The sequence below is a fragment of the Micromonospora sp. NPDC049240 genome (genome assembly GCF_040647835.1).
Classification (GTDB): domain Bacteria; phylum Actinomycetota; class Actinomycetes; order Mycobacteriales; family Micromonosporaceae; genus Micromonospora.
Window position 1 is genome coordinate 102,844 of the sequence record NZ_JBEZCX010000002.1, and the last position, 22,902, is coordinate 125,745.

Genomic DNA, 22,902 nt, shown 5'->3' on the forward strand with positions numbered 1-22,902 from the left:
GAGGAAATCCGCGACCAAGGGATTGTTCGGGTAGTAGGCCCGGGTCAGCGAATCGACGTATGCCCCGTACGCCTGGGGAGCATCCCGGAGCGGATGGGCCCCGGCGGCGGTCACGAACGTGATGTTGATGTTGCCGCTGTTGTTGTCCGCGTTGATGACGGGGCTGTTGTCCCCTTGCGTTTTCGACGTACCGCGCCGCTGGGGAAACGGCCGCCATCTCCTCATCAGGTCGGATCGCCGTTGTCGCCGGACGGCCTGTCGGATCTCGGCGGCGCGTGGAAGGTGATGTGTCCGCTGTTGTTGTCCGCGTTGACGATGGGGCTGTTGTCCCCGTGCGTCTCGGATGTCCGGGCCGTGGCCGGCGGTGATCCGGGGCGCTGAAGCGCGGTCAGCCCGGCCCAGAGCAAGGCGACCGCGACGAGCGCCACGACGAGCGGCGGCGTGATACCTGCGGTGACCAGATTGGTCAGGACACCGGCGACGATTGCCAGCACCACCGAAAGAGCGGCAATGAGTCTTTGGTTCATCTGTCCCCACCCGTGCGACGGCGACCCAGATTCGCTGACTGCCGCTCCCATCCTGCCATCGGTCTCGACGGTCACACCAGCTTGTCCACTCGCTCGCCGGCCGGAATCGGCGAAGGCAGCTGCCCGAGCACGGGTCGGACACGGTCAGACCGTCCGACGCCCAACAGGGGTGCAGACATCGGTGTCGGACGGCGTGTCCGTCGGGGTGGGCCGGCTGGACCGATGCACAGGACGAGCAACCTACGCGTCGGGACCTTCGAGGCCGCCGAAGAGGTCATCGTTCAGGCCGCCCTGCTCAGAGGTTCGCAGAGATCCGTCATCGACGGATCTGCGTTGAGCATGCCCGACTCGTCAGCGATGATGAGGTGTGCGCAGCGTGCGGGTACGCCGACTGTTTGCGGTCGTCGTGGTCGGCGTGGCCCTGGCCCTGCTCGCACGAGCCGGCTGGTCAATGCGTGAACACGGCCTCGACTGGGGCGACAAGGCCGCCAGCATCGCCGGATTCGTGCTCCTGGCCGCCGGCACACTCGCGGCGGTCCTGCGCCGGCTACTGGGTTGGACCCGCGACGCGAAGCCCCTGTCCAACGCGGATCTCGAGCAGGCCACCGAGGACCTTGCCGTAGCCCTCACCCGCATCTGGGCCAACGAGGAGCGGCTACGGCGGATCAACGACCCGTGGCCGCTGCCCGTGCGATGGGCGACCGTCGACAGCCCCAGCAGCGACACAGGTGAACCGAACGCCACGTCAGGCGCCGGCGTGTTCACCGACGTCGCGGCGTTCTTCACGGCCTTGGCCACACCACGGCTGGTCATCCTCGGCACGGCCGGGTCGGGAAAGAGCGTGCTGGCAGCCCGCCTGGTCCGCGACCTCCTGGCCGCACGATCAGCCGGAGATCCCCTGCCCGTTCTCGTGCCGCTGGGCAACTGGCACACCGGAGCCACCCTGAGCCGGTGGCTGGCAGACGAACTGGTGAACCTCAGCCCCGCGCTCGCCGCGCAGGTACGCGCCGGCGACCACACACCCGTCACCGTTGCTCAAGCACTGGTCGACGCCGCGAGGATCCTGCCCGTCCTGGACGGATTGGATGAGCTGCCCGCGCCAGAGCGCGCCTGGGTGATTGAGCAGATCAACGCCTACGGCTCGGACCGGCCGCTGGTGATGACCAGCCGCCCGGATGAATACCGGGGCGCCGAGCATCGGGCGGGACGCCCGATAGCACTCGCCACAGCGGTGCACCTGCGTCCGCTATCCACCGACGAGGTGTGCGACTACCTCCTCGCCGCCACCGCGGGCGCGCGAACGGGCCGCTGGCAGGCCATCTTCAACAACGTCACCGCCGCGCCGACCGGCGCGCCGGCGCAGGTGCTGACGAACCCGCTGATGCTGTGGTTGGCCCGCACCGTGTACGAGCACCAATCCAACGATCCGGCGGAGCTTCTTACCTTCTCCGATGCGCACACCATGGAACAGCACCTGCTGGAAGCCCTGATACCCGCGGTCTACGCTGACCGGCCCGCTCCGACGCCGTTTCGCTGCCGCCCGAAGCAGGCACGGCGGTGGCTGGCCGCTCTGGCCGCCGACCTGGCCCGCGCGGACAGCCGAGACCTCGCCTGGTGGCGGATGAGCGACCCCAGCCGGTTCTGGGCGTCGCTTGTCGTGGCGGTGCGCTGCGCCATCGGCGCGGCGCTGCTCTGGGGTGCCGTCGCCCTCGCCATCGCACTGGACGCACCCGGCCCGGGACGAAACCTCTTCGCCGAGTGGGGTCGACTGGCCTCGTCAGGCCCGATCGGTGTCCACCTCCCGCCGTCGGTCACGGAGACGATAGACGCCCTACAGGGCTCCGATCTGCCACCGGAGATCGACGTCGGCGTGATGGCCGACCTGCGGGTCTTCGCCTCGTGGGTGGCGGTCTGGGCGATCTTGGGCACCGGTCTTGTCGCCCTGGGACGCTCCGTCGAAGTGCCGCCGCTGCCCTCGGCCCTTGGGCGGCGCCCCGTCACCTGGCGGTGGACGCTCGTGCGACTCTGGGTCGGCGTCTCGCTGACCGGGCTGACCGCCTTGGGCGTCGTGCGAACCTGGTACCCGCATCTGGCGGTGCCGAAGATCAACGGCTTCCTGCTGACAGCGGCGGTGCTTGGCGTGGTCATGGCCGACGCACCGGGCTGGCTGGTGCAGCCGGTCGATGTTTCCCGCGCCGTCGGGCCGGCGCAGCTGGTGCGTCTGGACAGACGTGCCGGGCTGGTCTCCATGCTCGGCCGACGCGGCACCTTCGCGCTACTCATCTGGCTGTTCGCCGGCCCCGCCACGCTCGTTGGCTACCTCGCCTACGCCGTGGCTCGCGCCGCCGTGACCGCGCTGATCGGTGACTTCGGTCCGGCGTCCAGTCGCTTCGCGGCCACGCGGTTGTCCTACGCGCTCCGGCGCCGCCTGCCCTGGCGGTTCATGCCGTTTCTGACCGACGCCCACCGGCGTGGCGTGTTACGCCAGATCGGCGCTGTCTACCAGTTCCGCCATCTCCGACTGCAGAACCACCTCGCAGAAGCCGACGCCAACGGACGCGTGCAACAGCGCTTGGAACAGCTCGTCACCTGGATCGAGCGGCACCGCACTGCGCCGAGACGTGACGCGTTGGTCCTGCAGCGGCTGCCGTGGTCCCGTCAACGCTGGCGCGATCCCACCCTGGCCACGAAACTCGCTGCCCGTGCACCCGCCGCCGAGCATGTCACCGATCCGATCGACGATTGGAGCACCGGTTGGAGGGCAGCCCACACATGGCAGTTGGGTCCGTGGCGTCAGATGGCCGAGCAGGGCAGGTTACTGCCCGGTGAGCATGTGCGTGTTCACCTGACCATGCATCCCGTAGCGGTGCTGCCCGCCGTGACGGTCGTCGCCGCGGGTATCGCCTCGTGCCTCCTCCTGTTCCCGAGCCTGCTATGCCTTGCGATCGGACTGATCATTACCGCCGCCGTGCCGTTCTTCATGGCCTCCAGCGAGCAGGTGACCGTCACGGACCGCCGCATACGAGTGGTGACGATGTCACGACGTGTCGAGGTGCCGTTGCGGCACATCACCGACCTGCGATACGAGCAGTCCCTACTCGGCAGAGTGCTCGGATACGGCCAACTAAAGGTCACCACCGTCGACGTCGCGCAAGACGACACCACCAGCCGGCGCACGAAGCGTGAGCGGGTCGGCTGGCACAACATGGAGGCAACCGCTGAGGGAACAGTGATCGCCCACCTGACGGGCCTGCGAGACGTGCCCCGCGCCTACGAGCTGATACGTCACCTGCTTCCGCCGGACCGTGCCTCCAACCGACCCCACGAGCTACCTCAAGTCGGATCCGACACCACCACCAGAGCCTCAACCGGACGCGCCGCCACCCAGATGGCCGCGCCGGACGCCAACGACGCCCTCCATCCGGGAAAACCGCCGCTGAGCCACCAGGAACCTCAGCCAGATGAGTAGAGGTCATCGCCTCGCGCAGGTCCCCTGGTCGCGACACGTATGAAGCCCTGCCGCCCGCTTCGCCCACGGTCGGCAAGGAACAGGCCACCCCCCGTAGCCGCTCACGCTGCGGCCGATCGCGGGAAGGCTGCCTCTCACGCGATCCTGCGCTCCCGTGGAGCCGCAAGCCGAGCAGACCGACAAGAAGCGGCGCGGGTCCGGAACCACCGTCCGCGCCAGTGCTGAGGACGCTGGGCCGGTCAGCGTCATCGCCGGCACAACACCCGCGCTTCGCTCGCGATGTGAGCGCATGTCCGCAACCCACGTCTAGGGTGTTGCCGTGCTCCTCTCGGACTGGTCGGATGTACCCGATCGCCTGGCCAGATTGTCGACGCACCCGTCTGCCGGCACGGTCTTCGGAGCCAACGGCCATCAGTGGCGACGCGAGCCGCCGCTGACCACTGATGAGCTGGCCGAGCTGGAATCGCAGCTGGCTGTCGAGCTTCCCGCCGAGTACCGCTCCTTTCTTCTACAGGTCGGTCGTGGGGGCGCGGGCCCGGCGTACGGCCTCTTTTCCGTTGACCGGGTTGGTGGCCGTTGGCGCTGGGAAGGCGACGGTGCCGAACTCACCGACCTGGGAACGTTGCGCCAGCCGTTCCCGCACACCGATGCGTTCAACCCCGCGGACGGCCTGCCGGATCCGCCCGATGAGGCGGACTTCGACTCCGAGGGCACGTTCAACGAGGCTGAAGACGCTTACTGGCAGCAGCACGATGCCGTCGTCTTCGCACCCGAACACTCCATCGGGTTGCTCTATCTCTGTCACCGTGGCTGCGCCTGCCGCGAAGCCCTCGTCATCAGTGGACCAACTCGCGGTCAGATGTGGGCCGACGACACCGCCAGCGACGGCGGGTTCCGGCCGCTGCACGAGCCCGACGGAAGCCCGACGGGCTTCACGCGCTGGTACCGAGGCTGGCTTGAGCAGGCCGAAGAGCAAACCCGGTCCCGATCAAGCCGGAACACTCTGTAGCGCACGCACGGCGGCGAGAGTGCTTTACGCGGTTGGACTAACCCCAGTCGGCGGCGTCGAGGGCGTCCGTCTGTGCCCGAATCTCCGACAGAAGGGCGGCGGGTAGAACCACGACAAAGTCGTAGCTCGCGGGGTCTCGGCCCACGCTCAAGGCGAGTTGGCCGTCGCTCACGCTCCACCACACGGGGCGTCTCGCCGACGTCCCGAGGCTTACGTCCAGGCGCTGCGCGTGGTCGGCACCGGCAACGCGAGGGAGTTTCCTAGCCCATTCCTCCGGACTCGCATGCACGTTCAGAAGCCAGGAGGTTCCGCTCAACGCGAGCATCACGTTGTCGTCATCGAGCTGCGCGTCCACCCTTACGTCAAACTGCTCCATGCCGAAGAGTGTCGCAGCGGGCACGCCGCAGAGACCGCCTCGGCCGTGAAAGCCCACCCCGATCAAGTTAACGGCAATGCGCCCACCGCCGCCAGCGACGACGTCGATCGCCAGCCCATCCCGGTCACTCGACCGTCTCAGCCCCGCCGGCCGCCCGGCCGTCGGTCCCGCGAACTAGCCACGCTGATTCCCTTGGCGCGCCGAAGAGATCACCGAGCAGGAAGCCCTGGTCAGAGGGCTGCCCGTGGGATTCGAGTCTCAGCTGCCGGCACCCCGACAAGACTCCGCCACGGCGGATCTAGAGCCGCACGTCGATGCAGGATGGTCCTGCGACTGGTGTCGGTGGGCCCAGGACGACAAGCCGGCAGTAGGCAGGCGGGGAGCAGCCAATGCTGACCACTTCGGAGTTCTCTGGGAGTTCACACCAGACCTCTCTCCCACATCTCCGCAGCCAAAGCCCTTCCACCCTGCCCGGCCTCGATGAGCTCTCCACACCTGGCCGAGCTGGACGGCTGCGACGGCCACCAGCTCCCGGTCGCCGGTAGCGGCGAGCATCGCCGGGTCCACGGCCAGCCACGCCAGCTCAGCATCATCGAGCTTGACCAGGAGAGCGGCGGTGACCCGATACGCTTCGACCAGCGGCCCGCCCGTCGTCGGTTGACATCGGCTCGCCCCGTCCACCCCTGCTGCTGTCACCGATGCTGTTGACAGCAACAGGGCCGTAGCGTCGGAGTTCCGCGTGCCCTGCCAGCTTCGAAGTCGAATAGACCCAGACTCAACGACGGGTGCGGCTTCGCCGGACCGCCCAGACTCCCCCAACCACGCGTGCGAGGGAACTCGGATCGAACGATCTTGATCAGGATGGTGCTCGACAACGGTAACGCCGAGGGTGACCGAACGCGCCCGATCAGCGGCAAAGGAGTGCACGGGCCTCTGCTGTTCGACGGCGGGCTGTGTGCCGTCCAACATGCGATCATCGCCGCATGTACGAGCGGGCGGACGAGTTGCGACGATTGCTCAACGAGTGGGATTTCATCGGTGTCTTCGATCCGGAGACCAACGTCGACGAGTACGACTGCATGCTCTCGCCGCTGTTGACGAGGCTGGCCGGTGGAGCGGACAGCAACGAGATTCGGGAGTACCTCGACGAGGAGATCCGCGGTCACTTCGGCATGTCGCCCGAGGGCGCCGGCACCGGGCCCATGGCCGAACGTCTGGTTGCCTGGCGGGAGGTGGGAGACGGCGAGCACTGACCGATCTGGCGGGCCGCCGCGTCGGAGCGGGTGCTGCGTGACCTCGTCCGGACTGGCTTCGCGTCTGCCCGGGCTGCCTCGGTCGGTTGCCGAACAATCTCGGCGAACCCGACGTCGGCCACGATTGAAGCCGGCCACCCGCGCCATGTCGCCCCGGCGCCATTGATATGTGGCCAGGCCCTCAGACGGCGGCAGATCAGCGCGGCTCCGTCTGGCGGCTGTGCCAGGCGGTTTCGTAAATCGTTCGAGCTGAGGTAGCCCAGTTCCTTCGACGTATGTCACGCTCCGGCGGTGACGATCACTAGGCCGATGGTTGCCGGAGCGGTCGTTGCCATCGCTGGGCACGGCCTTGCTGTTGGGCTCACGATTGCCCTGGCCACCGCCGCTGGTGGCGGCCCGAATGCGGACGTGGATGCCGGTGGGAGGTTCGCGGCGCTCTTCTTCGGCGTACTCACGTACGGGATTGCGCAGCTGGTGTTGCTGGGCAGCTGCTTCGCGCTGTCCGGACGGGCTCGGCCGTGGGTCATCGTCTGGCCTGGTGGCCGCCTGGATGTTGGGACTGGCCACGAGCCTGTACTACCTGTGCAGCGGGTTCAGCACCTAACGAATGCCCGGCCAACTGCACGCCATCACGCATACAGTAGGCGCGACCGAACGTTGCGCCCGGTCGGCGGCAGAAGAGCAAAGGGATCCCTCGGCACAGTCAGATCCCGAGGCGTTCGATCAGCATCTCGATGTTGGGCGCAACCTCGATCCAGTCCGCCGCTGTACTGAGGTAGATCACCGACGGTGCGGCCGACGAAGGTCTGTAGTCCAACGCAAACGGCTGGTCAGGTCCGAGATCACCGATCAGGAGAGACCGGTCGGGATCCACGTCGCCGGGCGGGCTCTGCCGGTCCGGTTGACCGAGGTAGAACCCGCGATAGTCCTCAGGGATGTCATCGAGCCAGCGCCTGTTGGCCGTCATCCGGCTCAAGGGAAGGAACTGCGGGGCTACGGCGTCATCACCGAAGACTTCCCGGTACGTCGGCGACGAGCGGCCTGGAGCTACCCACCGACCCTGCTGCAGCACCCGGAGGAGCGCAGACGGGACCGGCAAGCTGTCGATGATCATGTAACTATCGTCGGTGCTCCGAGCGGTCCCCCACAAGACTCCGACGCACACCACCAGCGGCATGAACGTGCCCCGGATCAAGGGCGATCAGGGCGACGGGACCGGGCCACGCCTATGAGAACCCTGGTGCGGGCTGACGCTGTCGTCGGCATCTTCGACTGAGACTGATTGCCGAGCAGCTGCGGGGTGCTCAGCGCCGTCGGGAGTCGAGCAGCGTGATCCTGCGTGCACCGGCCGTACGTCGGTAGCTGGCGTCGAGTAGCTCGCCGACCTCATCCCAGCCGATGTCATCGGTGAGGTCCACACCGAGCCACCCGTAGGCCCCTAGGTAGGCCGGCACGAAGCAACGGTCTTCTGCCAGCAGCGCCGTGCGCTCTTCGGGGTCGACCAGCACGATCACCGACTGTCCGTGCTGTTGATAGACGCCGTCGACCTTCACCGATCCCCGTAGTAGGCGAAGACTTTGGTGGTGTAGAAGGCGGGACGCCCATGGGAGACCTTCTCGGCCGCGTCGGGGAAGGCCAGGGCGAGCGTCCGCAGCCGGCCCAGGAGCGGGTCCGCCTCGTCAAACATGATGGGGTGCGGCATACCAGAAGGTAAGCACATCCTGGGCAGCCACGGCGACCTGCACCACGCGCCTCGCGGCATGTGCGGACGCCGGCCAGGCGGATCGCCTACGGCGCCCTGTGGTGATCGCGACTCTCTGCTGTGGCAGCACCGGGACCGGCCAGTCAGTGGCAAGCCGTCATCGATCAGTCCTCGGCGAACGGGCTTCGGCGGCCTTCCACGAAAGCGGCGGCCCGTTCTCGCGTTTGCACTATTGATCGATTACCGACGTCGGTGATCAGACTGAGTCGGCAGCCAGACAGGGCAGGCGTCGGCCCGCCCTGGTGACTTCAGCGGCGAGCGAGGTGATCACTTGGGCGGGTTATGGTCTGAAGGTTTCGAGGCACAGGATCAGCACTTGGCCGTCCTCGAAAGTCTTCCAGAGGACGTCGTCGGCTGCCGGAGAGCCGGCGCACGTATCATTGAGAACCTTCTCTGTCACCGGGCTCGGCCTTATCTCGCGGTACACCACTCGCCTGCGCGCAGTCGGATCGTCACAGGCGACGATGCGCGTGTCCGCTACCGCCGCCCCGGCTACGCAGTCCCCAATCTCGGCGGAGAACCGCTCTACATCCCGCACGCTGCGGACGATGCCGAGGATGCAACTGATCGCACCAACGACGGCAAGAATCGCGGCCACGAACACCCGTAGGCCCGACGCCCGAGATCCCTGTCCAGCGGGCAACGACATCAGCACTCCAGCGGAAGTATTGGCAGAGTCGATGGCACCCAAGGTAGGGCTCGCCGTCAACCGCTAACACACGACGCCTGTCAATCCGGGCGCCGACCGGGACACATTCTGGGGCGGTCAATGCGCATCCGGCCGCGGCGGTCGCCAAACCACAATCCGGCGAGCGGGCCGACCGAAACCCGGACGGCGCCTGGAGCCGCCGATGAAGATTGAGCCCCGCCAGCGGCCTCCTCGACCTGCCGAACGCGCCCGCACTTGCAGATCAACAACTCTCGACCAAGCATGATCAGATGCACGTATCCCGGCATGAGCGGATGTCGCCGACCCATCAAGCGGAGTCTTCGGCGCTGACGCTTCTCGGGCGCACCGAAGAGGTCAGCGTGAAGGAAGACCTGCCCACAGGTTTTAAGGCGGGATCAGAGTCCCAGCTGGAGAGATCAGCACCAACGCGGTCGCAACGACCTCAGTGCTTCACGTCGATGCAACGCCACCACCCCGATCGGGGCCGGCAAGCCCAGAACTACAGCCGGCGCCAGCGGAGACGGGCAGCAACGACGCCTAACCACTTCGGTGTGAACTCTCGGCGAGCCGGTCGGAGCGGGCTCGATGCGAGGTCAGACGGACTGCTGAGGCGCTTCTCGGCTCGGTTCGGCCGGCACGGTTGCTGTACTTCACTGCTGTACTTCTCGTCCTCGTGTAGCGCTGCTCAGCCGACCCCGAGCGTGGCGGCGAGCTTCGCGATCGTGGTCGGGGCGCGCGGGTCGCGGGCAATCTCGGTGAGGATGGCCCAGGCGGCAGGCCGGTGCGTAATCTCGGCCAGCGCGGTGCGCTCGACCTCGGTCAGCATGCGAGCCGCGTTGCCCACGTCCCCGGCGTGCAGGTAGGCGCGGGCGACGTCGAGCAGGTGCCCGGCGCGGTGTTCAGTGGCTAGCCCTCGCCAGCCGGAACGCGTCGTGGCCTTCTCGTGCCAGGCGATCGCCGCGTGAGCGTCGCCGACCTCGACGGCTGCGGCGGCGCGGGCCAGTTCAACGACGGTGGGTCCGAACCCGGTGCGGTGATGGTCGCACCCGTCGCCGATCTGCTCCGCCATACCGGCGGCCTCGTCCAGCAGCTCACCGGCGGCAGCCTCGTTGCCATCCTGCGCCGCCGCCAGCGCGGCCTGGATGAGCAGCGTCCCGCACAGCGACAACTCCCCCGGTGCGCCGTACTCGATCATGGGCGGAGCGATCCGGTACGCGGCGGCGAGCATCACCGACCTCGCCTCCCGAGCCCGCCCGAGCGCGCGCAACACCTGCCCGAGCTGGACGGCTGCGGCGGCCACCAGCTCCCGGTCGCCGGTGGCGGCGAGCATCGCCCGATCCACGGCCAGCCACGCCAGCTCGGCGTCGCCGAGCTTGTCCAGCAGAGCGGCGGTGACCCGGTACGCCTCGACCAGCGGCCCGCGACCCGAGCCCCGGTCGTCAACATAGGTGCGCTGCGCGTTGGTCAGCAGGTCCGGCACCAGGTCGACCACCTGCGGATAGCGGGCGTACTGGAACGTCGTCCACGCGTACCCCACATCCCGCAGCATCCGATCCACCGGAACCACCGGCCCGCTTGCCAGCTTGCCCAACGGGATCTCGTAGCGGGACAACGCCGCTCTAATCCGCTCGACCCCGTTGCCGCGACCCTTTGCCTGCGCGGGCGCGGCGTCCTGGCCGACAAGCGCGGCAGTGTCGACGCGGAGCACCCGGGCGATCTCCTGAAGCGTCGACAGCTTGTCCAGCCGACGCACGCCCCGCTCGACCTTGTCGACCCAGCTCTTCGACTTGCCCAGCCGGTCGGCGAACACCTGCTGCGACAACCTTCGCCGGCCCCGCCAGTACGCCACCCGCCGACCGACCGGCAACACCTCAACGCTGCCCACGACGCCACCGCCGATCCGGCACCGCCCGGGTGGTCTCCTCCACCGGAATCCGATCCGCCTCCGCCTGGGCCAGAAGCCGCCGCTTCGCCGCCTCCCGCTCGGCCGCCTGAATCTGCTCGCCCCGGCTCACCGCCGACTCATCGCCCTTACCCGGCATCTCTCGCCTCCCGCCACACCCCAGGTGACGGAGAAGCTACGGAAGGCTGTGCATCGGCCCCATGGCCAGCGGCCATGTCACCGTGACATGGGACGACTCGACCAGCGCGAATGGCCGCCCTACGCTCGTGTCTCGAACACCATGAGTAGTCCGAACGCGACGCTGGGAGCCGCCGTGCTGCTCGATCCGCTTCGAATACCTGAGGATGTGTGGTCGCACAGCGAGGTGCTGACCGCCTTGGCCGCCCGCGACATCGGCGGGCTGTTCCGCTGGATCACCAGCCTCACCGGGGCGAGTCAGAGCCGGATCGGGGCCGCCGTCGGGCTGGAACAGGGCTACGTCAGCCGGATCATCGCCGGACGCAAGGTCACCTCGATCGACGTCCTGGAGCGGATCGCCGACGGATGCCAGATGCCCGACCAGGCGCGAATCATGATGGGCCTGGCACCCCGGCAGGTCGCGTTGACGGCCGAACAGGGCCGGCTTCCCCTCCATCGGCCCAGCGAACCGTCGACTACTCGGACCTGGCAAGACGACGTACGCAGTGCCACAGAGCTTTGGCGAGGTGACGTGAACCGTCGAGACGTGCTCCGGCAGGTGGCCTTCAGTTCGGCCGGCTACACCCTGCCGGCGTTGCGCTGGTTCACGGCTCCCGATCCGGCCCCGGTGACCCAGCCCGGCCGCAGTACCGTCGGTCAACCGCAGATTGACACCATTCGCGCGATGACCGCGACCTACCGCGGGCTGGACAACCAGTACGGCGGCGGGCACGCCCGTGACACCGTGGCCCGCTACCTCCACCAGGAGGTAGCCCCACTGCTCACCGATGGCCGCTACGACCACTCCACCGGTCAACGGCTGCTCAGCGCCGCTGCCGAACTGGCCCAACTCGCCGGATGGCAGGCGTACGACACAGCCGAACACGGCATCGCCCAGCGATACCTCACCCTCGCCCTGGACTTCGCCCACGCCGCCGGTGACAACGGCCTCGGCGCGGAGATCCTCGCCGCGATGAGCCACCAGGCCACCTACCTCGGCCACACCGCCACTGGCCTCGACCTCGCCCGCGCCGCCGGCCAAGCCGCCCGCCGCGCCGGGGTCCCCGTCCTGGCCGCCGAAGCCCACGTCATGGAAGCTCACGCCCTGGCCAAGGCCCGTGACGAACGAGCCTGCGCCGTCGCCCTGCACCAGGCGGAACAAGCCCTCGACCGGGCCGACCGCAGCACCGAACCGCAATGGCTCGCCTACTTCGACGAGGCATACCTGTCGGCTAAGTTCGGCCACTGCTTCCACGCCCTCGGCCGCAACACCCACGCCGAACGCTTCGCCGCCCGATCCCTGCGCATGGACAACCGCTATGTACGCGGCAGAGCCTTCAACCTCGCCCTGCTCGCCAACATCCATGCCCAGCAGGGCGAAGTCGAGCGGGCCTGCATCACCGGTGCGGAGGCGCTGAGCCTGACCACCCAGCTACGCTCCGCCAGAGCCGTCCGCTACCTGCGCGACCTGCAAACCCATCTCGCCCCACACCGGCGGCTGCCCACGGCTCGGCACTTCACCGGTCGCGTCGACGCCACCCTCGGCCCACGACGCTGACTGTTACAGCTCTCCCCTGGCCTTGCGCGCGACCATCTCCAGCACTGCAATCACAGTGCCGGCACCGACGATCTCGCCCTGAGCCACAAGCCGGTACGCCTCTTCTAGCGGAATCCAGGCGACCTGCTCAGCCTCGTTCACGTCCACCGGCGTGCCAATGTGCTCGGCCTGCCGGGCCAGGAACAGCAAATTCTCGGCGTCGGCCGTACCGACCCACGGCTGGAAGGACAGCAACGGCTCGACACCTTGAGGGCGCCAGCCCGTCTCCTCCTCAACCTCCCGCACCGCACACGCCGCCGGCTGCTCCTCGCCGTCGACATAGCCGCCGGGCAGCTCCCACACCCATCGGTCGAACACGAACCGGTGCCGCCGCATCAACAGCAGGCGCTCCTGGTCATCGAGCACGGCGACCATGGCCGACCGGGGAGCCCGGATCACGTACTGCTCGAACCGAACCCCGTCCGGCAGCTCGACCTGCGCGATGCTGAGCCGCGCCCGCCTGGTGTCGTCCACGACCCGCTCGCCGTGAATGGTCCATCGGGTCAACTCCGTCGACTGCTTCTCCACCACCCTGCCAGTATCCGTACCCACCCCCTCACCATGCTGGACAGGTAGTACCTGCTGCCCGCACCACCCGGCCGCCCGATCCCTCGCTTGTAAGTTCTGGGCGCTCCGTCCGGCGGGGTCCGTCCGCGTCCGCGACCTCAGAGAGCTGTCTGCGTCCGGCCGCCGGCGGGCCGCCCTTCTCTCGGCACGTTGCTGTCACCGCTGCTGTCAGCGACCTCCACGCGGAACCGATCAGATCCGGCGACGAGGTTCCTTCCCGGGAACGTCGCCGTACGGGAGCGAGACGCCCAAGGCTCGCCAGAGGTCGTGGAGCACCCGCCCCAGCCTTTCGCTGTCGTCTGTCGACAACTGAGCGATAGGCATGCCGGCGGCCTGGTGCTCGCCGATGTTGTAGATCAGGTCCGCGAGAGACGTGGCTGTCGGCCGGTTAAGGCGAAGAACAACTTCCTCAGGCATGTCCCGCACCCTACGGCTGTCTGACGGCCCAGCCACGGTCCGGACGGTACGTCCACGGCCTCCTGAAGTCGGTGTGTTGAAGCGGAACTTAGACCGGCTCGTTCGTGACCTGCGGCGACCTGGTTGGCATGCTGGTCGCGCCCTATCGTGGGTTGCCGCCACTGCTAGTTGGTTGCGGACGTTTGACGGTGTCTCGTGCCCCCTACGTGCCCCGAGCGGATCCGTCGCGGCTGGCCATCCCCGGTACTTCATCGCACACAGGGCTCAGCTAGGCCGTCGAACCCTGAGAGCACCGCCGCCAACAGCGCCTTGCGTTCATCTGGTTCGATATCGTTCATGGAGCATGCCACCCCCTCGGATACGAGAACGCCTCAGGGCTTCCATGTCCCTTGGTCATGGGCCACGCTTACACTCCTCGTTGTGTCCGCCGCCAGCCTCGGGACACTAGCGGTGATCGTGAGCATTAAGGACGTCGACGTTTTATCAACGATCGCTCTGGCATTGGCAGTACTTGCGTTCGCTGCACAGTTGATCGTTTCTCTTGCGCAAGCGCAGGGTTCCGCGCAGCAACTTTCGCAAACAGAACGCATCAACTCCCAGACCCAGTCGACGCTCGCGGAGGTTCGGTCTACTGCTCATGCTCTCCTCACCAATCAATCCGACCAATTCAACAAGGTTTTGGCGGCAGCCCTTCGCACGGTTACAGAAAGCGCGGTCCGAGAAGTAGCCGAGGCCACCGGTGACACCAATGCCAGCGATGGATCGACCAATCAGCTTCGCGCCTTGGATCCTACCGAAATCGCGGTGGAGGTCGAGCGGAGGTTGCGCGGCGCGCTTACGCTGGCACCAGCCAAGAGCTCACCCCTGTCCGAACCGACGTGGCTTAACGACCCTCTCGATGAGGTCAGCGGCCCTGCGACGATGCAACTATTCCGGTCGCTTACTCACAACGCGCTCGACTACTTCATTAACCTGTCAAGGTCAGGCCGGTTTCAATCAACGAAACAAGTTTACGTTTATGCTTCTTCGTCGGCCACTCGGGAGCTATTCGACGCCGGAGTCCTTAAGAATGGTGGGTTGTCGCGAAGTAGGAAGCACTATGATGCCTCAGTCACGGGATAAAGGGGTGCTTCTCGCTAGATTCATCAGCAACTACCACGGGAATGAAAGTTGGTACCAGGAAGCGTTGTCGTCGGCTGACCCAATCCCACCCAGCGAAGGGAAGCCTGAGTAGGTGATTCGGTTACGCTAGCCGCTACGCGCAGGTGACCGTACGCCTTTACCATCCCGTCTGCCGTCGACCCGCCCCACTGGGGAGCGGGCCTCCGCCCGGCCCGCCACGTCAAGCGGACCTTGACGCAGGGTCGGACGCTGGCGGGTCGGGCGGTGGTTTGCTCGGCTTGCCCGGGTCGACGGCAGGCGGGATGGCTTCCGCAACCACCCACGAACCGCAAGACGCCGACGGGGTTGCAACCATCTCGGAGCCCGAGCGCCCCCGCCGGAGGCGCAGTAACCGCAACTCTGCGACCGTCGCCAGCTCGCCGACGCGGCCGGCGTGCGCTCGGCTGCGCCGCGCGGGCTCTTGGCCGCGCGGCCCGGCCGGCTGCCGGCCCACCACCACCCCGGTCAACGCCCCTGTCGTTCTGCGGCGGCCCCTTGGGCTTTACGCTTCCGCGCCAGCCGCCGGGCGATGGCGTGGCTGGCCCCGCCCGGCCAAGGGCGGGGTCAGACGCGCGCCCTGGCGGCGGCGCGTGCGGCCCGTCTCGGGCCGCCTTGATAGACGTACAGAAAGTCCTCCCACACCGGCCGGCAGCCCGGCTGTCCCGACACGGCATGCTGGTCACATGCACATCCCTTGGCGGACCAGCCTTGACGTGATCGCAGAGACCTTGCGGCGGCACGGCATCGAGCCTGCCTCGGTGACCAATGTCGAGCCGGCCTGGGTTGCGTTCGCTGAATTCCTACAACTGGACATCGACGGCATCGATCCAGCTCCGGACTCCGATGCCGATGGCTTCATCATTCAGTGGGGCCGACGGTCCTGGAACGACGACCGCCTGATTCTGACCTTCACTCGGCAACTGGCCATCGCTGATGTCGGCGACCACGACGATCCCTACTGGCAGCCCGAACTATGGCAGCTCGACTTGGAGATGGCCTTCGAAGACGAAGCCGACTTGATCGGCCTTGACAGCCTGGACGTCCACAACACGGGGTTCGAGTTTGGGCCCACAGGACCGGTGCGCGCCGCAGCGCTGGCGGATGCCAGGGCGAAGGCGCAGCGGCATGCCCCTGTCCGGGCAGCCTGGATCGCGGCTCCAACGAGTAGCGGCCTTTCCTTCGAGAGCGTCTGCTGACGCCTCAGAAGGGCGAGTTGTGGCGGGCTCGCCGGTCAGTGAAGCGGCGTCACGTCGGGTTGACCTGTCGGCACCCGGTGCTACTCTGACGCTCGTCGAGCACGCCAGCGCGGCCTTCCTGCCGGATCGCTGGTCTCGCCGTCGGAGATGTCGAGCGGCCTTCCTGTCGCTGATGCGGGCCGTGTCCCGCCGGCTCTAAATCGCACCGGCCGCTGTGCCGGTCCCCCGAATCCGCTGAGCGGCCCAGCGCGGTCTTCCCTGCCGCCCACGATGGCCTCGGATTCGCACCGCTCCACGGGTGGGAACAGCCTGCGGCAATCCGGGAAGTGGCACTCGCCACGATTCCGCCCTCCGGCGTCAGCCGCCCTCTCGGCGGTGCCAGGAGACACGACGAACACCACCAGCGGACCTACGTCCACAGCTGGTGGTGCTTCGTCTCCCGTCCCTGCCGCCCCCGCAAGGGGAGACAGCCATCTTCACCACCTACCGCCCCGGCCTCGCCGCCGGCCGTGACGCCCAGGTCCTGCACCGCGCCGCTGCCCCGGAGTTCTCCGGCTGGCTGGAGCATACCCGCCCCGCCGGCGGCTGCTCCCGCCCGATCAGCCTCACCGGCACCATCGCCTCCGTCGACCGCGACACCGGCCGAATCCTGAGCGAGCAGCACACCGACGAACTGCCCGACCGGACGCTCTACAAGGCGTGCGGCAACCGCCGCGAATCGGCGTGCCCGGACTGCGCCTGGGTCTACCAGGGCGACGCCTACCAAGTCGTCTGTCGCGGCCTGACCGGCGGCAAGGGCGTCCCCGCCTCGGTCGCCCGGCACCCGGTCGTCTTCGCCACCTTCACCGCCCCGTCCTTCGGCCCGGTCCACCACCGCCACGTCGCCCGCCACACCTGCCGCAATCGGCAGCGCTGCGACTGCCGCCCCGCCCCATGCCGCGCCCGCACCACCGCCGGCACCTGCGAGCACAGACAGCCCGCGGCGTGCTTCGCCCGCCACGACGCCAACGATCCGCGGCTCGGCCAGCCGTTGTGCCTGGACTGCTACGACCACGCCCACCAAGTCGTCTGGAACCACTTCTCCGGCGAGCTGTGGCGGCGCACCAAGCAGGCCGTTGAACGCCACCTCGCCACGCTCTGCCGCCAACGCGGCATCCCCAAGGTCGGCATCGTCACCGCCTCCGGCAGGGTCCGCTGGGTGCCGCCCGTGCGCGTGTCGCACGGCAAGGTCGCCGAGATGCAGCGCCGGGCCGCCGTGCACTTCCACACCCTGCTACGCCTCGACGGCGTCGACCCCGACGACCCGGGCGCGCTTGTGCCGCCACCCGCCGCCATCACCATCGACGACCTGGAGGCCGCCGTCCACGCCGCCGCCCGGCAGATCACCGTCACCACACCCCCGCACCCCGACCAGCCCGAAGGCTGGCTGATCGCCTGGGGCGGGCAGGTCGACGTCCGACGCATCAACAGCAGCGACGGCGAGCTGACCGACGGCAAGGTCGCCGCCTACCTCGCCAAGTACGCCACTAAGGCCACCGAAGCCACCGGCCACTCCTCCACCCGACTGACCCCCTCCACCATCGGCGACTACGCCGACCCCGGAGGCGACCACCTCGCCCGCCTCATCGACGCCTGCTGGCACCTCGGCCGCCCCGCCCCCACCGACACCAGCAGCGGCGCCGCAACCGCCGACGACCGTCAAGACAGCCTTGACACCAAACCCAACGTCTACGGCGGCTTGCGCCGATGGGCGCACATGCTCGGCTTCGGCGGCCACTTCCTCACCAAAGCCCGCCGCTACTCCATCACCTTCGGCCAACTCCGCGCCACCCGCGCCACCTACCGCCGGACGGAGGACGACCAACCCGCCGACACCCTCACCGTCGGCACCCTCACCTACATCGGGTCCGGCTGGCTCACCGAAGGCGACGCCCTGCTCGCCAACACCGCCGCGAGGCAGCGACGCGAGAGCACACGCGTCGGCCGGGAAGAACTGGCCCACGAGGCTCGGCTGGGGGTGGCCGCATGAGCCGGGACATGACCCCGCGCTGGTACTCCCCCGCCGAGGTCGCCGTCCTGCTCGGCTTCGGCATCTCCAAGGTCAAGATGAAGATCGCCACCGGCGAGCTGCGCTCCATCAAGGACGGCAAGTACCGCCGCATCCTCCCCGAATGGGTCGACGACTACATCCGCGAACAGGTCGAACGCCAGGAGGCCGCCTGATGCCCGGACGCGCCCGAGCCAACGGCGAAGGCTCCATCTTCCCCTACCGCAACGGCTTCGCCGCCTACGTCTGGGTCACCAAGCCCGACGGCCGGCGCACCCGCAAGTACGTCTACGGCAAGACCCGCGAGGCCGTCCACGACAAGTGGATCAAACTGCACCAACAGGCGAAGCAAGGTCCGGTGGCGACCAGCGTGCCCACGGTGGGCAGCTTCCTCACCTACTGGCTGACCGAGATCATCCAGCCGAACCGGGCACCCCTGACCTACGCCACCTACGAGACGTTCGTCCGCCGCTACATCGCCCCCGGCCTCGGCGCGAAGCGGCTCGACCGGCTCCAGTCCCGGGACGTGCAGACCTGGATCAACCAGGTCGCCTGGACCTGCCAGTGCTGCGCCCAGGGCAAGGACGCCGCCCGCCCGAAGCACAAGCGGCGCTGCTGCGCGGTCGGCCGCTGCTGCCAGGCCGTCCCGTCGACGCGGACGGTCAGCGACATCCGGGCCGCACTACGGGCCGCCCTCACCCACGCCCAGGCCGAAGACCTCATCACCAAGAACCCCGCCGTCCCGGTCACCCTCGCCACGGTCCGCCGCCGCCGGGGCATGTCCTGGACGAGCGACGAGGCCCGGAAATTCCTGGAGTTCGCGAGAGCCGACGACGACCCGCTCTACGCCGCCTACGCCCTGGTCCTCGTCACCGGCCTCCGCAAGGGCGAAGCCCTCGGACTGACGTGGGCAGACGTCGACCTCGATGCCGGAGAACTGACCGTCGGCCGCCAACTACAACGCGTTCGCGGGCAGCTCCTGCACCGCAACACCAAGACCCAGGCATCCGAGGCCACCCTCCCACTGCCCGACGTCTGCCTCACAGCCCTGAAACTGCGGAGCGAGCAACGCGACGAGGCGAGAGCAGCCGCCGGCAAGGCGTGGCACGAGACCGGACTCGTCTTCACCACCCGCTTCGGCACACCCATCGAGCCGCGCAACTTCCAGCGCTCCTGGCAGTCGAGGTGCGAGAAGGCAGGAGTCAAGCCGATCACCGTCCACGACGCCAGAAGAACCTGCGCCACGCTCCTGGCCGACCTCGACGTCCATCCCAGAGTCGCCATGCAGGTGCTCAGGCACGCCCGCTTCGCAGTAACGATGGAGATCTACACGCAGGTCACATCGACAAAGACGAGAGAAGCACTCAAGCGCCTCGGCGAGTCCCTGAGCCACTGACGAGAACTGCTGTACAAAGCTGCTCTACGCAAGCAGAAAGGCCACCTCCCGAAGCCGGGAAGTGGCCTTTGACCTGCGTGGGCGATACTGGGATCGAACCAGTGACCTCTTCGGTGTGAACGAAGCGCTCTCCCGCTGAGCTAATCGCCCTCAGCGCGCATGACTCTACCCGATCGACGGCCCGGACCAAAAACCGGGCCTCAGTGCGTCGCGAGGTAGTGCAGCGCCCGCGCCACCACGTCGATGCCGAGGCTGTACTTCAGCGACAGCCACACCACCACCGACACGAAGACCAGCCCGACCAGCCCGAGCACGAAGCGCACCGGCAGCGATCGGCTGGTCACCCAACGCGTCCAGGCGTTGACGTGCCGGCGGGTGAACGCGAGCAGCCGGCGGGCCCAGTGGAACTCGACCGCCCAGACGCCGAGGCCGGCGATGACCAGCAGCCAGCCGGGGCCGGGCAGCGGGATGAGCGCGATGCCGACGGTGACCACGACGGCGCCGAGGATGCCGATGAAGATCTTCAGCGCGACGCGGCCGGTGGGGTTGGCGCGGATGAGGTCGAGCGTGGTGTGCAGGCGACCTCGCCAGCCCCGCCGACGCGGCGTGGTGGGAGCGGCCGGGGAACGCCCGTCGACCGGCACTTCGTACCCCCGATTTCTGGCCGTTCGGGCCGCATCCTCCGGCGGATCGCCCGGGGCCCGCGATGCCACCGGGGTTTCCCTCGTGACCATTTCCACCCCCAGTGTCGCGCGGGACCGTCACCCCTGCTGAGGACTGGACGTTACCGGAGTAAGTCGACGACTGAACCACCCGTTGCCGGGCGGGACGACGGAGTGGGCGGAACCGGAAATCCTACTCGGGGTCTCCCGGCCCCGAAGGCTTTCCGACCCCCTTCCCACCACTGGGTGAAGTCAGCGTATGGCGGAGCGTAGCCAGGAGCAGCACCTGAGTATGGGAAAAGCGGGACACGCGCGTTCCGCAGCGGTGCCGGGGGGAGAACGTCCATGAGTGTCATCCGACCGACGACCGTAGAGGTCGAGACGTCGCTAAGGCTCGTCGCGCCTGACGCCACCGCCTTGCCGGTGCGTGCCAGTCTGCGTTACGACCCTGCTGACCCGTATGCGGTCCATGTCCTGTTCCATGCCGAGTCCGCCGGCGGCGAGGCGGTGAGCTGGTCGTTCGCACGCGAACTGCTGGTCACCGGGCTCGACGAGCCGGCCGGCATCGGTGATGTGCGGGTCTGGCCGTGGGCCACCCCGCGCGGCGACTTCGTCGCGCTGGCGCTGTCGTCGCCGGACGGCAACGCCCTGTTCGAGGTTCCGCGCAGCGTGTTGGTGCGTTTCCTGCGCCGGACCTACGTCGTCGTTCCGCGCGGCCGGGAGGCCGAGCACCTGGACGTCGACACCGCGGTGAATCGGCTGCTCGCCGGTCGCTGAGCACGACCACACCCGGGGCCGCGCGGATCTGCCGAGTCCGCGCGGCCCCGGGCCGTCTCACCCCGGGGGTACGCGGTCAGCCGCGTGTGGTGATCCCGCCGTCGACCGGGATGACCACCCCGGTCAGGTACGCGCCGGCACGTGACGCGAGGTAGATCGCGGTGCCGGCCATGTCGTCGGGGCGGCCGATGCGGCCCAGCGGCACCTGCTGTTCGATGGCGGCGCGCGACTCCGGGTCGTCGAGCGCGAACGCCATCATCTTGCTCTCGAACGGCCCGGGCGCGATCGCGTTGACCGTGATCGCCTCGCCGGCGAGCTGGTGGGCGAGGCCGCGGGTGAGCATGTGCACGGCGGCCTTGGTGGCGGAGTAGGCGTACACCTCCATCCACGGCACCCGGAGTCCGTCGATCGAGCCGATGTTGATCACGCGGGCCGGGTCGTCGGCGCCGGCGGCGGCGCGCAGCGCCGGCAGCAGCGCGGTGGTGAGCCGGAACACGGCCTTGACGTTGACGGCCCAGAGCTTGTCGAACGCACTCTCCGGGTACTCCTCCAGCGGCGCGCCCCAGGTGGCGCCCGCGTTGTTGACCAGCACGTGGAGCCGGTCGTGGCGTTGCCGGACGGCCTCGGCCAGCGCCAGCGCGCCGGCGTCGCTGCCGAGGTCCGCCGGGATCGCCTCGCAGTGCCCCTCGGCGGAGAGTTCCTCGGCGACCGCCTCGCACACGTCGGCCTTGCGCGAGGAGATGATCACCCGGGCGCCGGCCCGCACGAATCCGCGCGCGATCATCAGCCCGATCCCCCGCGAGCCGCCGGTGACCAGGACCGTCTTGCCGTCGACCGAGAACAGATCCGTCATGCCCATCCCATCGCCGTCGCCGCCGGGCTGCGGGCTGGTCACCCGACCCGAGCCTTACCGATCGGTAACCTAACCGTCCGTGGTGCGCCCCGACAAGGCGTGCGAGCGGGACGAAACTGTCGAGATGCAACGTGCGTCCGGGCCGGTTACCGTCGGGGATGATGGTCACTACCGGTCAGCCCTCCCCGGCCACCCGCATCGGCCTCTCGGACACCCGCCTCGACACCGACGAGATCGTCACCGGCGCGCTCGACGACCTCACCACCGCACCCGGCTGGCACCGGCCGATCCTGCTCGACCGTGACCTGCTGGTCCTGGTCACTCACGGCCACGGCACCGCCGAGCTGGACTTCCGGGCGGTGCCCTGCCGGCCCGGCACGCTGCTGCGCGCCCGGCCCGGCCAGGCGCTGCGCTGCCTCGGTCAGCAGCTCGACGCCACGGTGGTGAGCTGGGGGCCGGACGCGCTGCGCGGCCTCGACGTCGACCCGGACGCGGTGCCCGCCCACCGCCAGCTCACCGGCGAGGACGCCGACGCGGTGATCAGCGAGGTGAGTCAGCTCGCCGTGGACGCCGACCGGCACGCGCTGGTGCCCGCCGCCGCGGCGTTGCTGCGTCACCAGCTCGCCGTGCTGCTGCTGCGGCTGAGCCTGCTGCCGCGTGGCGAGGAGGGGCCACCGCCGGGCGCCGAGGCGGTGACGTTCCGGCGGCTGTGCCGCGAGGTGGAACGCGGCTACCGGCAGACCCGCCGGGTGGAGGACTACGCCGCCCAGCTCGGCTGCTCCGTGCGTACCCTGACCCGGGCCTGCCTGGCGGTGACCGGTCGCAGCGCCAAGCAGGTCATCGACGAGCGGGTGGCGTTGCAGGCCTGCCGGCTGCTGGCCGCCACCGACGACCCGATCGCCCGGATCGGCCGGCTGCTCGGTTTTCCCGAGCCGACCAACTTCGGCCGCTTCTTCACCCGGGAGGTCGGGGTGAGCCCGGGGGCGTTCCGGGCCGCCCGGGAGCAGCCGCTGCCCGTCCGTCTGGTGCGTCCGCGCCCGCCCGCCGACTCCCCCGCGCCGGCCGGCCGGGCATGATGGCAGT

22 protein-coding genes and 1 tRNA gene are annotated in these 22,902 nt (G+C 68.6%); 11 read left to right on the forward strand and 12 right to left on the reverse strand.

Translation table 11 applies throughout. From position 1 onward, the window contains the following. Positions 1-224: 224 nt before the first annotated feature. Positions 225-602: a hypothetical protein gene (locus tag AB0B02_RS03725; protein ID WP_357296609.1), complete on the reverse strand. Its 378-nt coding sequence runs from the start codon at positions 600-602 to the stop codon at positions 225-227. Between the two features lie 301 nt (positions 603-903). Here AB0B02_RS03725 and AB0B02_RS03730 point away from each other — a divergent pair, with 301 nt between their 5' ends. Both AB0B02_RS03730 and AB0B02_RS03735 read left to right on the forward strand, forming a co-directional pair. After that, entirely contained in the window at positions 904-3,996 is a 3,093-nt protein-coding gene (locus AB0B02_RS03730; protein ID WP_357296610.1) for an NACHT domain-containing protein, read from the forward strand. A gap of 319 nt (positions 3,997-4,315) precedes the next feature. Then, complete coding sequence (locus AB0B02_RS03735; protein ID WP_357296611.1) at positions 4,316-5,005, forward strand: SMI1/KNR4 family protein; 690 nt, start codon at positions 4,316-4,318, stop codon at positions 5,003-5,005. Positions 5,006-5,042: 37 nt separating this feature from the next. Here AB0B02_RS03735 and AB0B02_RS03740 read toward each other — a convergent pair whose 3' ends face one another. Then, positions 5,043-5,381: a hypothetical protein gene (locus AB0B02_RS03740; protein WP_357296612.1), complete on the reverse strand. Its 339-nt coding sequence runs from the start codon at positions 5,379-5,381 to the stop codon at positions 5,043-5,045. Between the two features lie 983 nt (positions 5,382-6,364). On the opposite strand from AB0B02_RS03740, the gene AB0B02_RS03745 reads away from it, so the two are divergent. Beyond that, the gene (locus tag AB0B02_RS03745; protein ID WP_064448886.1) at positions 6,365-6,634 is read left to right on the forward strand and encodes a hypothetical protein; all 270 of its coding nucleotides are present in this window, start codon (positions 6,365-6,367) and stop codon (positions 6,632-6,634) included. Positions 6,635-7,337: 703 nt separating this feature from the next. Here AB0B02_RS03745 and AB0B02_RS03750 read toward each other — a convergent pair. From AB0B02_RS03750 to AB0B02_RS03770, 5 genes are all read right to left on the reverse strand, one after another. Next, a complete protein-coding gene (locus AB0B02_RS03750) occupies positions 7,338-7,748 on the reverse strand; it encodes an SMI1/KNR4 family protein (RefSeq protein ID WP_357296613.1) in 411 nt (136 codons plus the stop codon). A 190-nt stretch (positions 7,749-7,938) separates the two neighbouring features. Next, the gene (locus AB0B02_RS03755; protein WP_357296614.1) at positions 7,939-8,187 is read right to left on the reverse strand and encodes an MmcQ/YjbR family DNA-binding protein; all 249 of its coding nucleotides are present in this window, start codon (positions 8,185-8,187) and stop codon (positions 7,939-7,941) included. After that, on the reverse strand, positions 8,184-8,321 hold the full coding sequence (locus AB0B02_RS03760; RefSeq protein ID WP_357296615.1) for a hypothetical protein: 138 nt from the start codon (positions 8,319-8,321) through the stop codon (positions 8,184-8,186). The genes AB0B02_RS03755 and AB0B02_RS03760 overlap by 4 nt, the downstream gene beginning before the upstream one ends. 355 nt (positions 8,322-8,676) lie before the next feature. Further along, positions 8,677-8,994 (reverse strand): hypothetical protein, encoded by a 318-nt coding sequence (locus AB0B02_RS03765; RefSeq protein WP_357296616.1) that lies wholly within the window; start codon positions 8,992-8,994, stop codon positions 8,677-8,679. A gap of 757 nt (positions 8,995-9,751) precedes the next feature. Beyond that, on the reverse strand, positions 9,752-10,951 hold the full coding sequence (locus AB0B02_RS03770) for a helix-turn-helix domain-containing protein (RefSeq protein WP_357296617.1): 1,200 nt from the start codon (positions 10,949-10,951) through the stop codon (positions 9,752-9,754). Positions 10,952-11,282: 331 nt separating this feature from the next. Between AB0B02_RS03770 and AB0B02_RS03775 the strand changes: the two genes are divergently transcribed. Next, positions 11,283-12,704, forward strand: coding sequence for a helix-turn-helix transcriptional regulator (locus tag AB0B02_RS03775; protein WP_357296618.1), 1,422 nt, complete (start codon positions 11,283-11,285; stop codon positions 12,702-12,704). A 3-nt stretch (positions 12,705-12,707) separates the two neighbouring features. Here AB0B02_RS03775 and AB0B02_RS03780 read toward each other — a convergent pair whose 3' ends face one another. Both AB0B02_RS03780 and AB0B02_RS03785 read right to left on the reverse strand, forming a co-directional pair. After that, positions 12,708-13,274 (reverse strand): NUDIX hydrolase, encoded by a 567-nt coding sequence (locus tag AB0B02_RS03780; protein WP_357296619.1) that lies wholly within the window; start codon positions 13,272-13,274, stop codon positions 12,708-12,710. Positions 13,275-13,502: 228 nt separating this feature from the next. Next, positions 13,503-13,727, reverse strand: a complete 225-nt coding sequence (locus tag AB0B02_RS03785) for a hypothetical protein (RefSeq protein ID WP_357296620.1) — start codon at positions 13,725-13,727, stop codon at positions 13,503-13,505. A gap of 420 nt (positions 13,728-14,147) precedes the next feature. Here AB0B02_RS03785 and AB0B02_RS03790 point away from each other — a divergent pair, with 420 nt between their 5' ends. The 5 genes from AB0B02_RS03790 to AB0B02_RS03810 all read left to right on the forward strand — a co-directional run bounded on the left by AB0B02_RS03790 (position 14,148) and on the right by AB0B02_RS03810 (position 19,527). Beyond that, positions 14,148-14,849 (forward strand): hypothetical protein, encoded by a 702-nt coding sequence (locus AB0B02_RS03790; protein ID WP_357296621.1) that lies wholly within the window; start codon positions 14,148-14,150, stop codon positions 14,847-14,849. Positions 14,850-15,571: 722 nt separating this feature from the next. Next, complete coding sequence (locus AB0B02_RS03795; RefSeq protein ID WP_357296622.1) at positions 15,572-16,084, forward strand: hypothetical protein; 513 nt, start codon at positions 15,572-15,574, stop codon at positions 16,082-16,084. 472 nt (positions 16,085-16,556) lie between these two features. Further along, the gene (locus tag AB0B02_RS03800; RefSeq protein WP_357296944.1) at positions 16,557-18,113 is read left to right on the forward strand and encodes a replication initiator; all 1,557 of its coding nucleotides are present in this window, start codon (positions 16,557-16,559) and stop codon (positions 18,111-18,113) included. Next, positions 18,110-18,307 (forward strand): excisionase family DNA-binding protein, encoded by a 198-nt coding sequence (locus AB0B02_RS03805; protein WP_357296623.1) that lies wholly within the window; start codon positions 18,110-18,112, stop codon positions 18,305-18,307. The genes AB0B02_RS03800 and AB0B02_RS03805 overlap by 4 nt, the downstream gene beginning before the upstream one ends. After that, entirely contained in the window at positions 18,307-19,527 is a 1,221-nt protein-coding gene (locus AB0B02_RS03810; protein ID WP_357296624.1) for a site-specific integrase, read from the forward strand. The genes AB0B02_RS03805 and AB0B02_RS03810 overlap by 1 nt, the downstream gene beginning before the upstream one ends. A gap of 78 nt (positions 19,528-19,605) precedes the next feature. On the opposite strand, the gene AB0B02_RS03815 is transcribed toward AB0B02_RS03810, so the two are convergent. Together AB0B02_RS03815 and AB0B02_RS03820 are read right to left on the reverse strand one after the other, a co-directional pair. After that, positions 19,606-19,677 (reverse strand) — tRNA-Val (locus AB0B02_RS03815). A 50-nt stretch (positions 19,678-19,727) separates the two neighbouring features. Further along, a complete protein-coding gene (locus tag AB0B02_RS03820) occupies positions 19,728-20,261 on the reverse strand; it encodes a TIGR02611 family protein (RefSeq protein WP_281935064.1) in 534 nt (177 codons plus the stop codon). A 273-nt stretch (positions 20,262-20,534) separates the two neighbouring features. Between AB0B02_RS03820 and AB0B02_RS03825 the strand changes: the two genes are divergently transcribed. Further along, positions 20,535-20,966 (forward strand): SsgA family sporulation/cell division regulator, encoded by a 432-nt coding sequence (locus tag AB0B02_RS03825; protein WP_007457244.1) that lies wholly within the window; start codon positions 20,535-20,537, stop codon positions 20,964-20,966. Between the two features lie 76 nt (positions 20,967-21,042). On the opposite strand, the gene AB0B02_RS03830 is transcribed toward AB0B02_RS03825, so the two are convergent. Then, a complete protein-coding gene (locus tag AB0B02_RS03830; RefSeq protein WP_357296946.1) occupies positions 21,043-21,819 on the reverse strand; it encodes a glucose 1-dehydrogenase in 777 nt (258 codons plus the stop codon). A gap of 158 nt (positions 21,820-21,977) precedes the next feature. Between AB0B02_RS03830 and AB0B02_RS03835 the strand changes: the two genes are divergently transcribed. After that, positions 21,978-22,895 (forward strand): AraC family transcriptional regulator, encoded by a 918-nt coding sequence (locus AB0B02_RS03835; RefSeq protein ID WP_357296625.1) that lies wholly within the window; start codon positions 21,978-21,980, stop codon positions 22,893-22,895. The last annotated feature ends 7 nt before the right edge of the window (positions 22,896-22,902 follow it).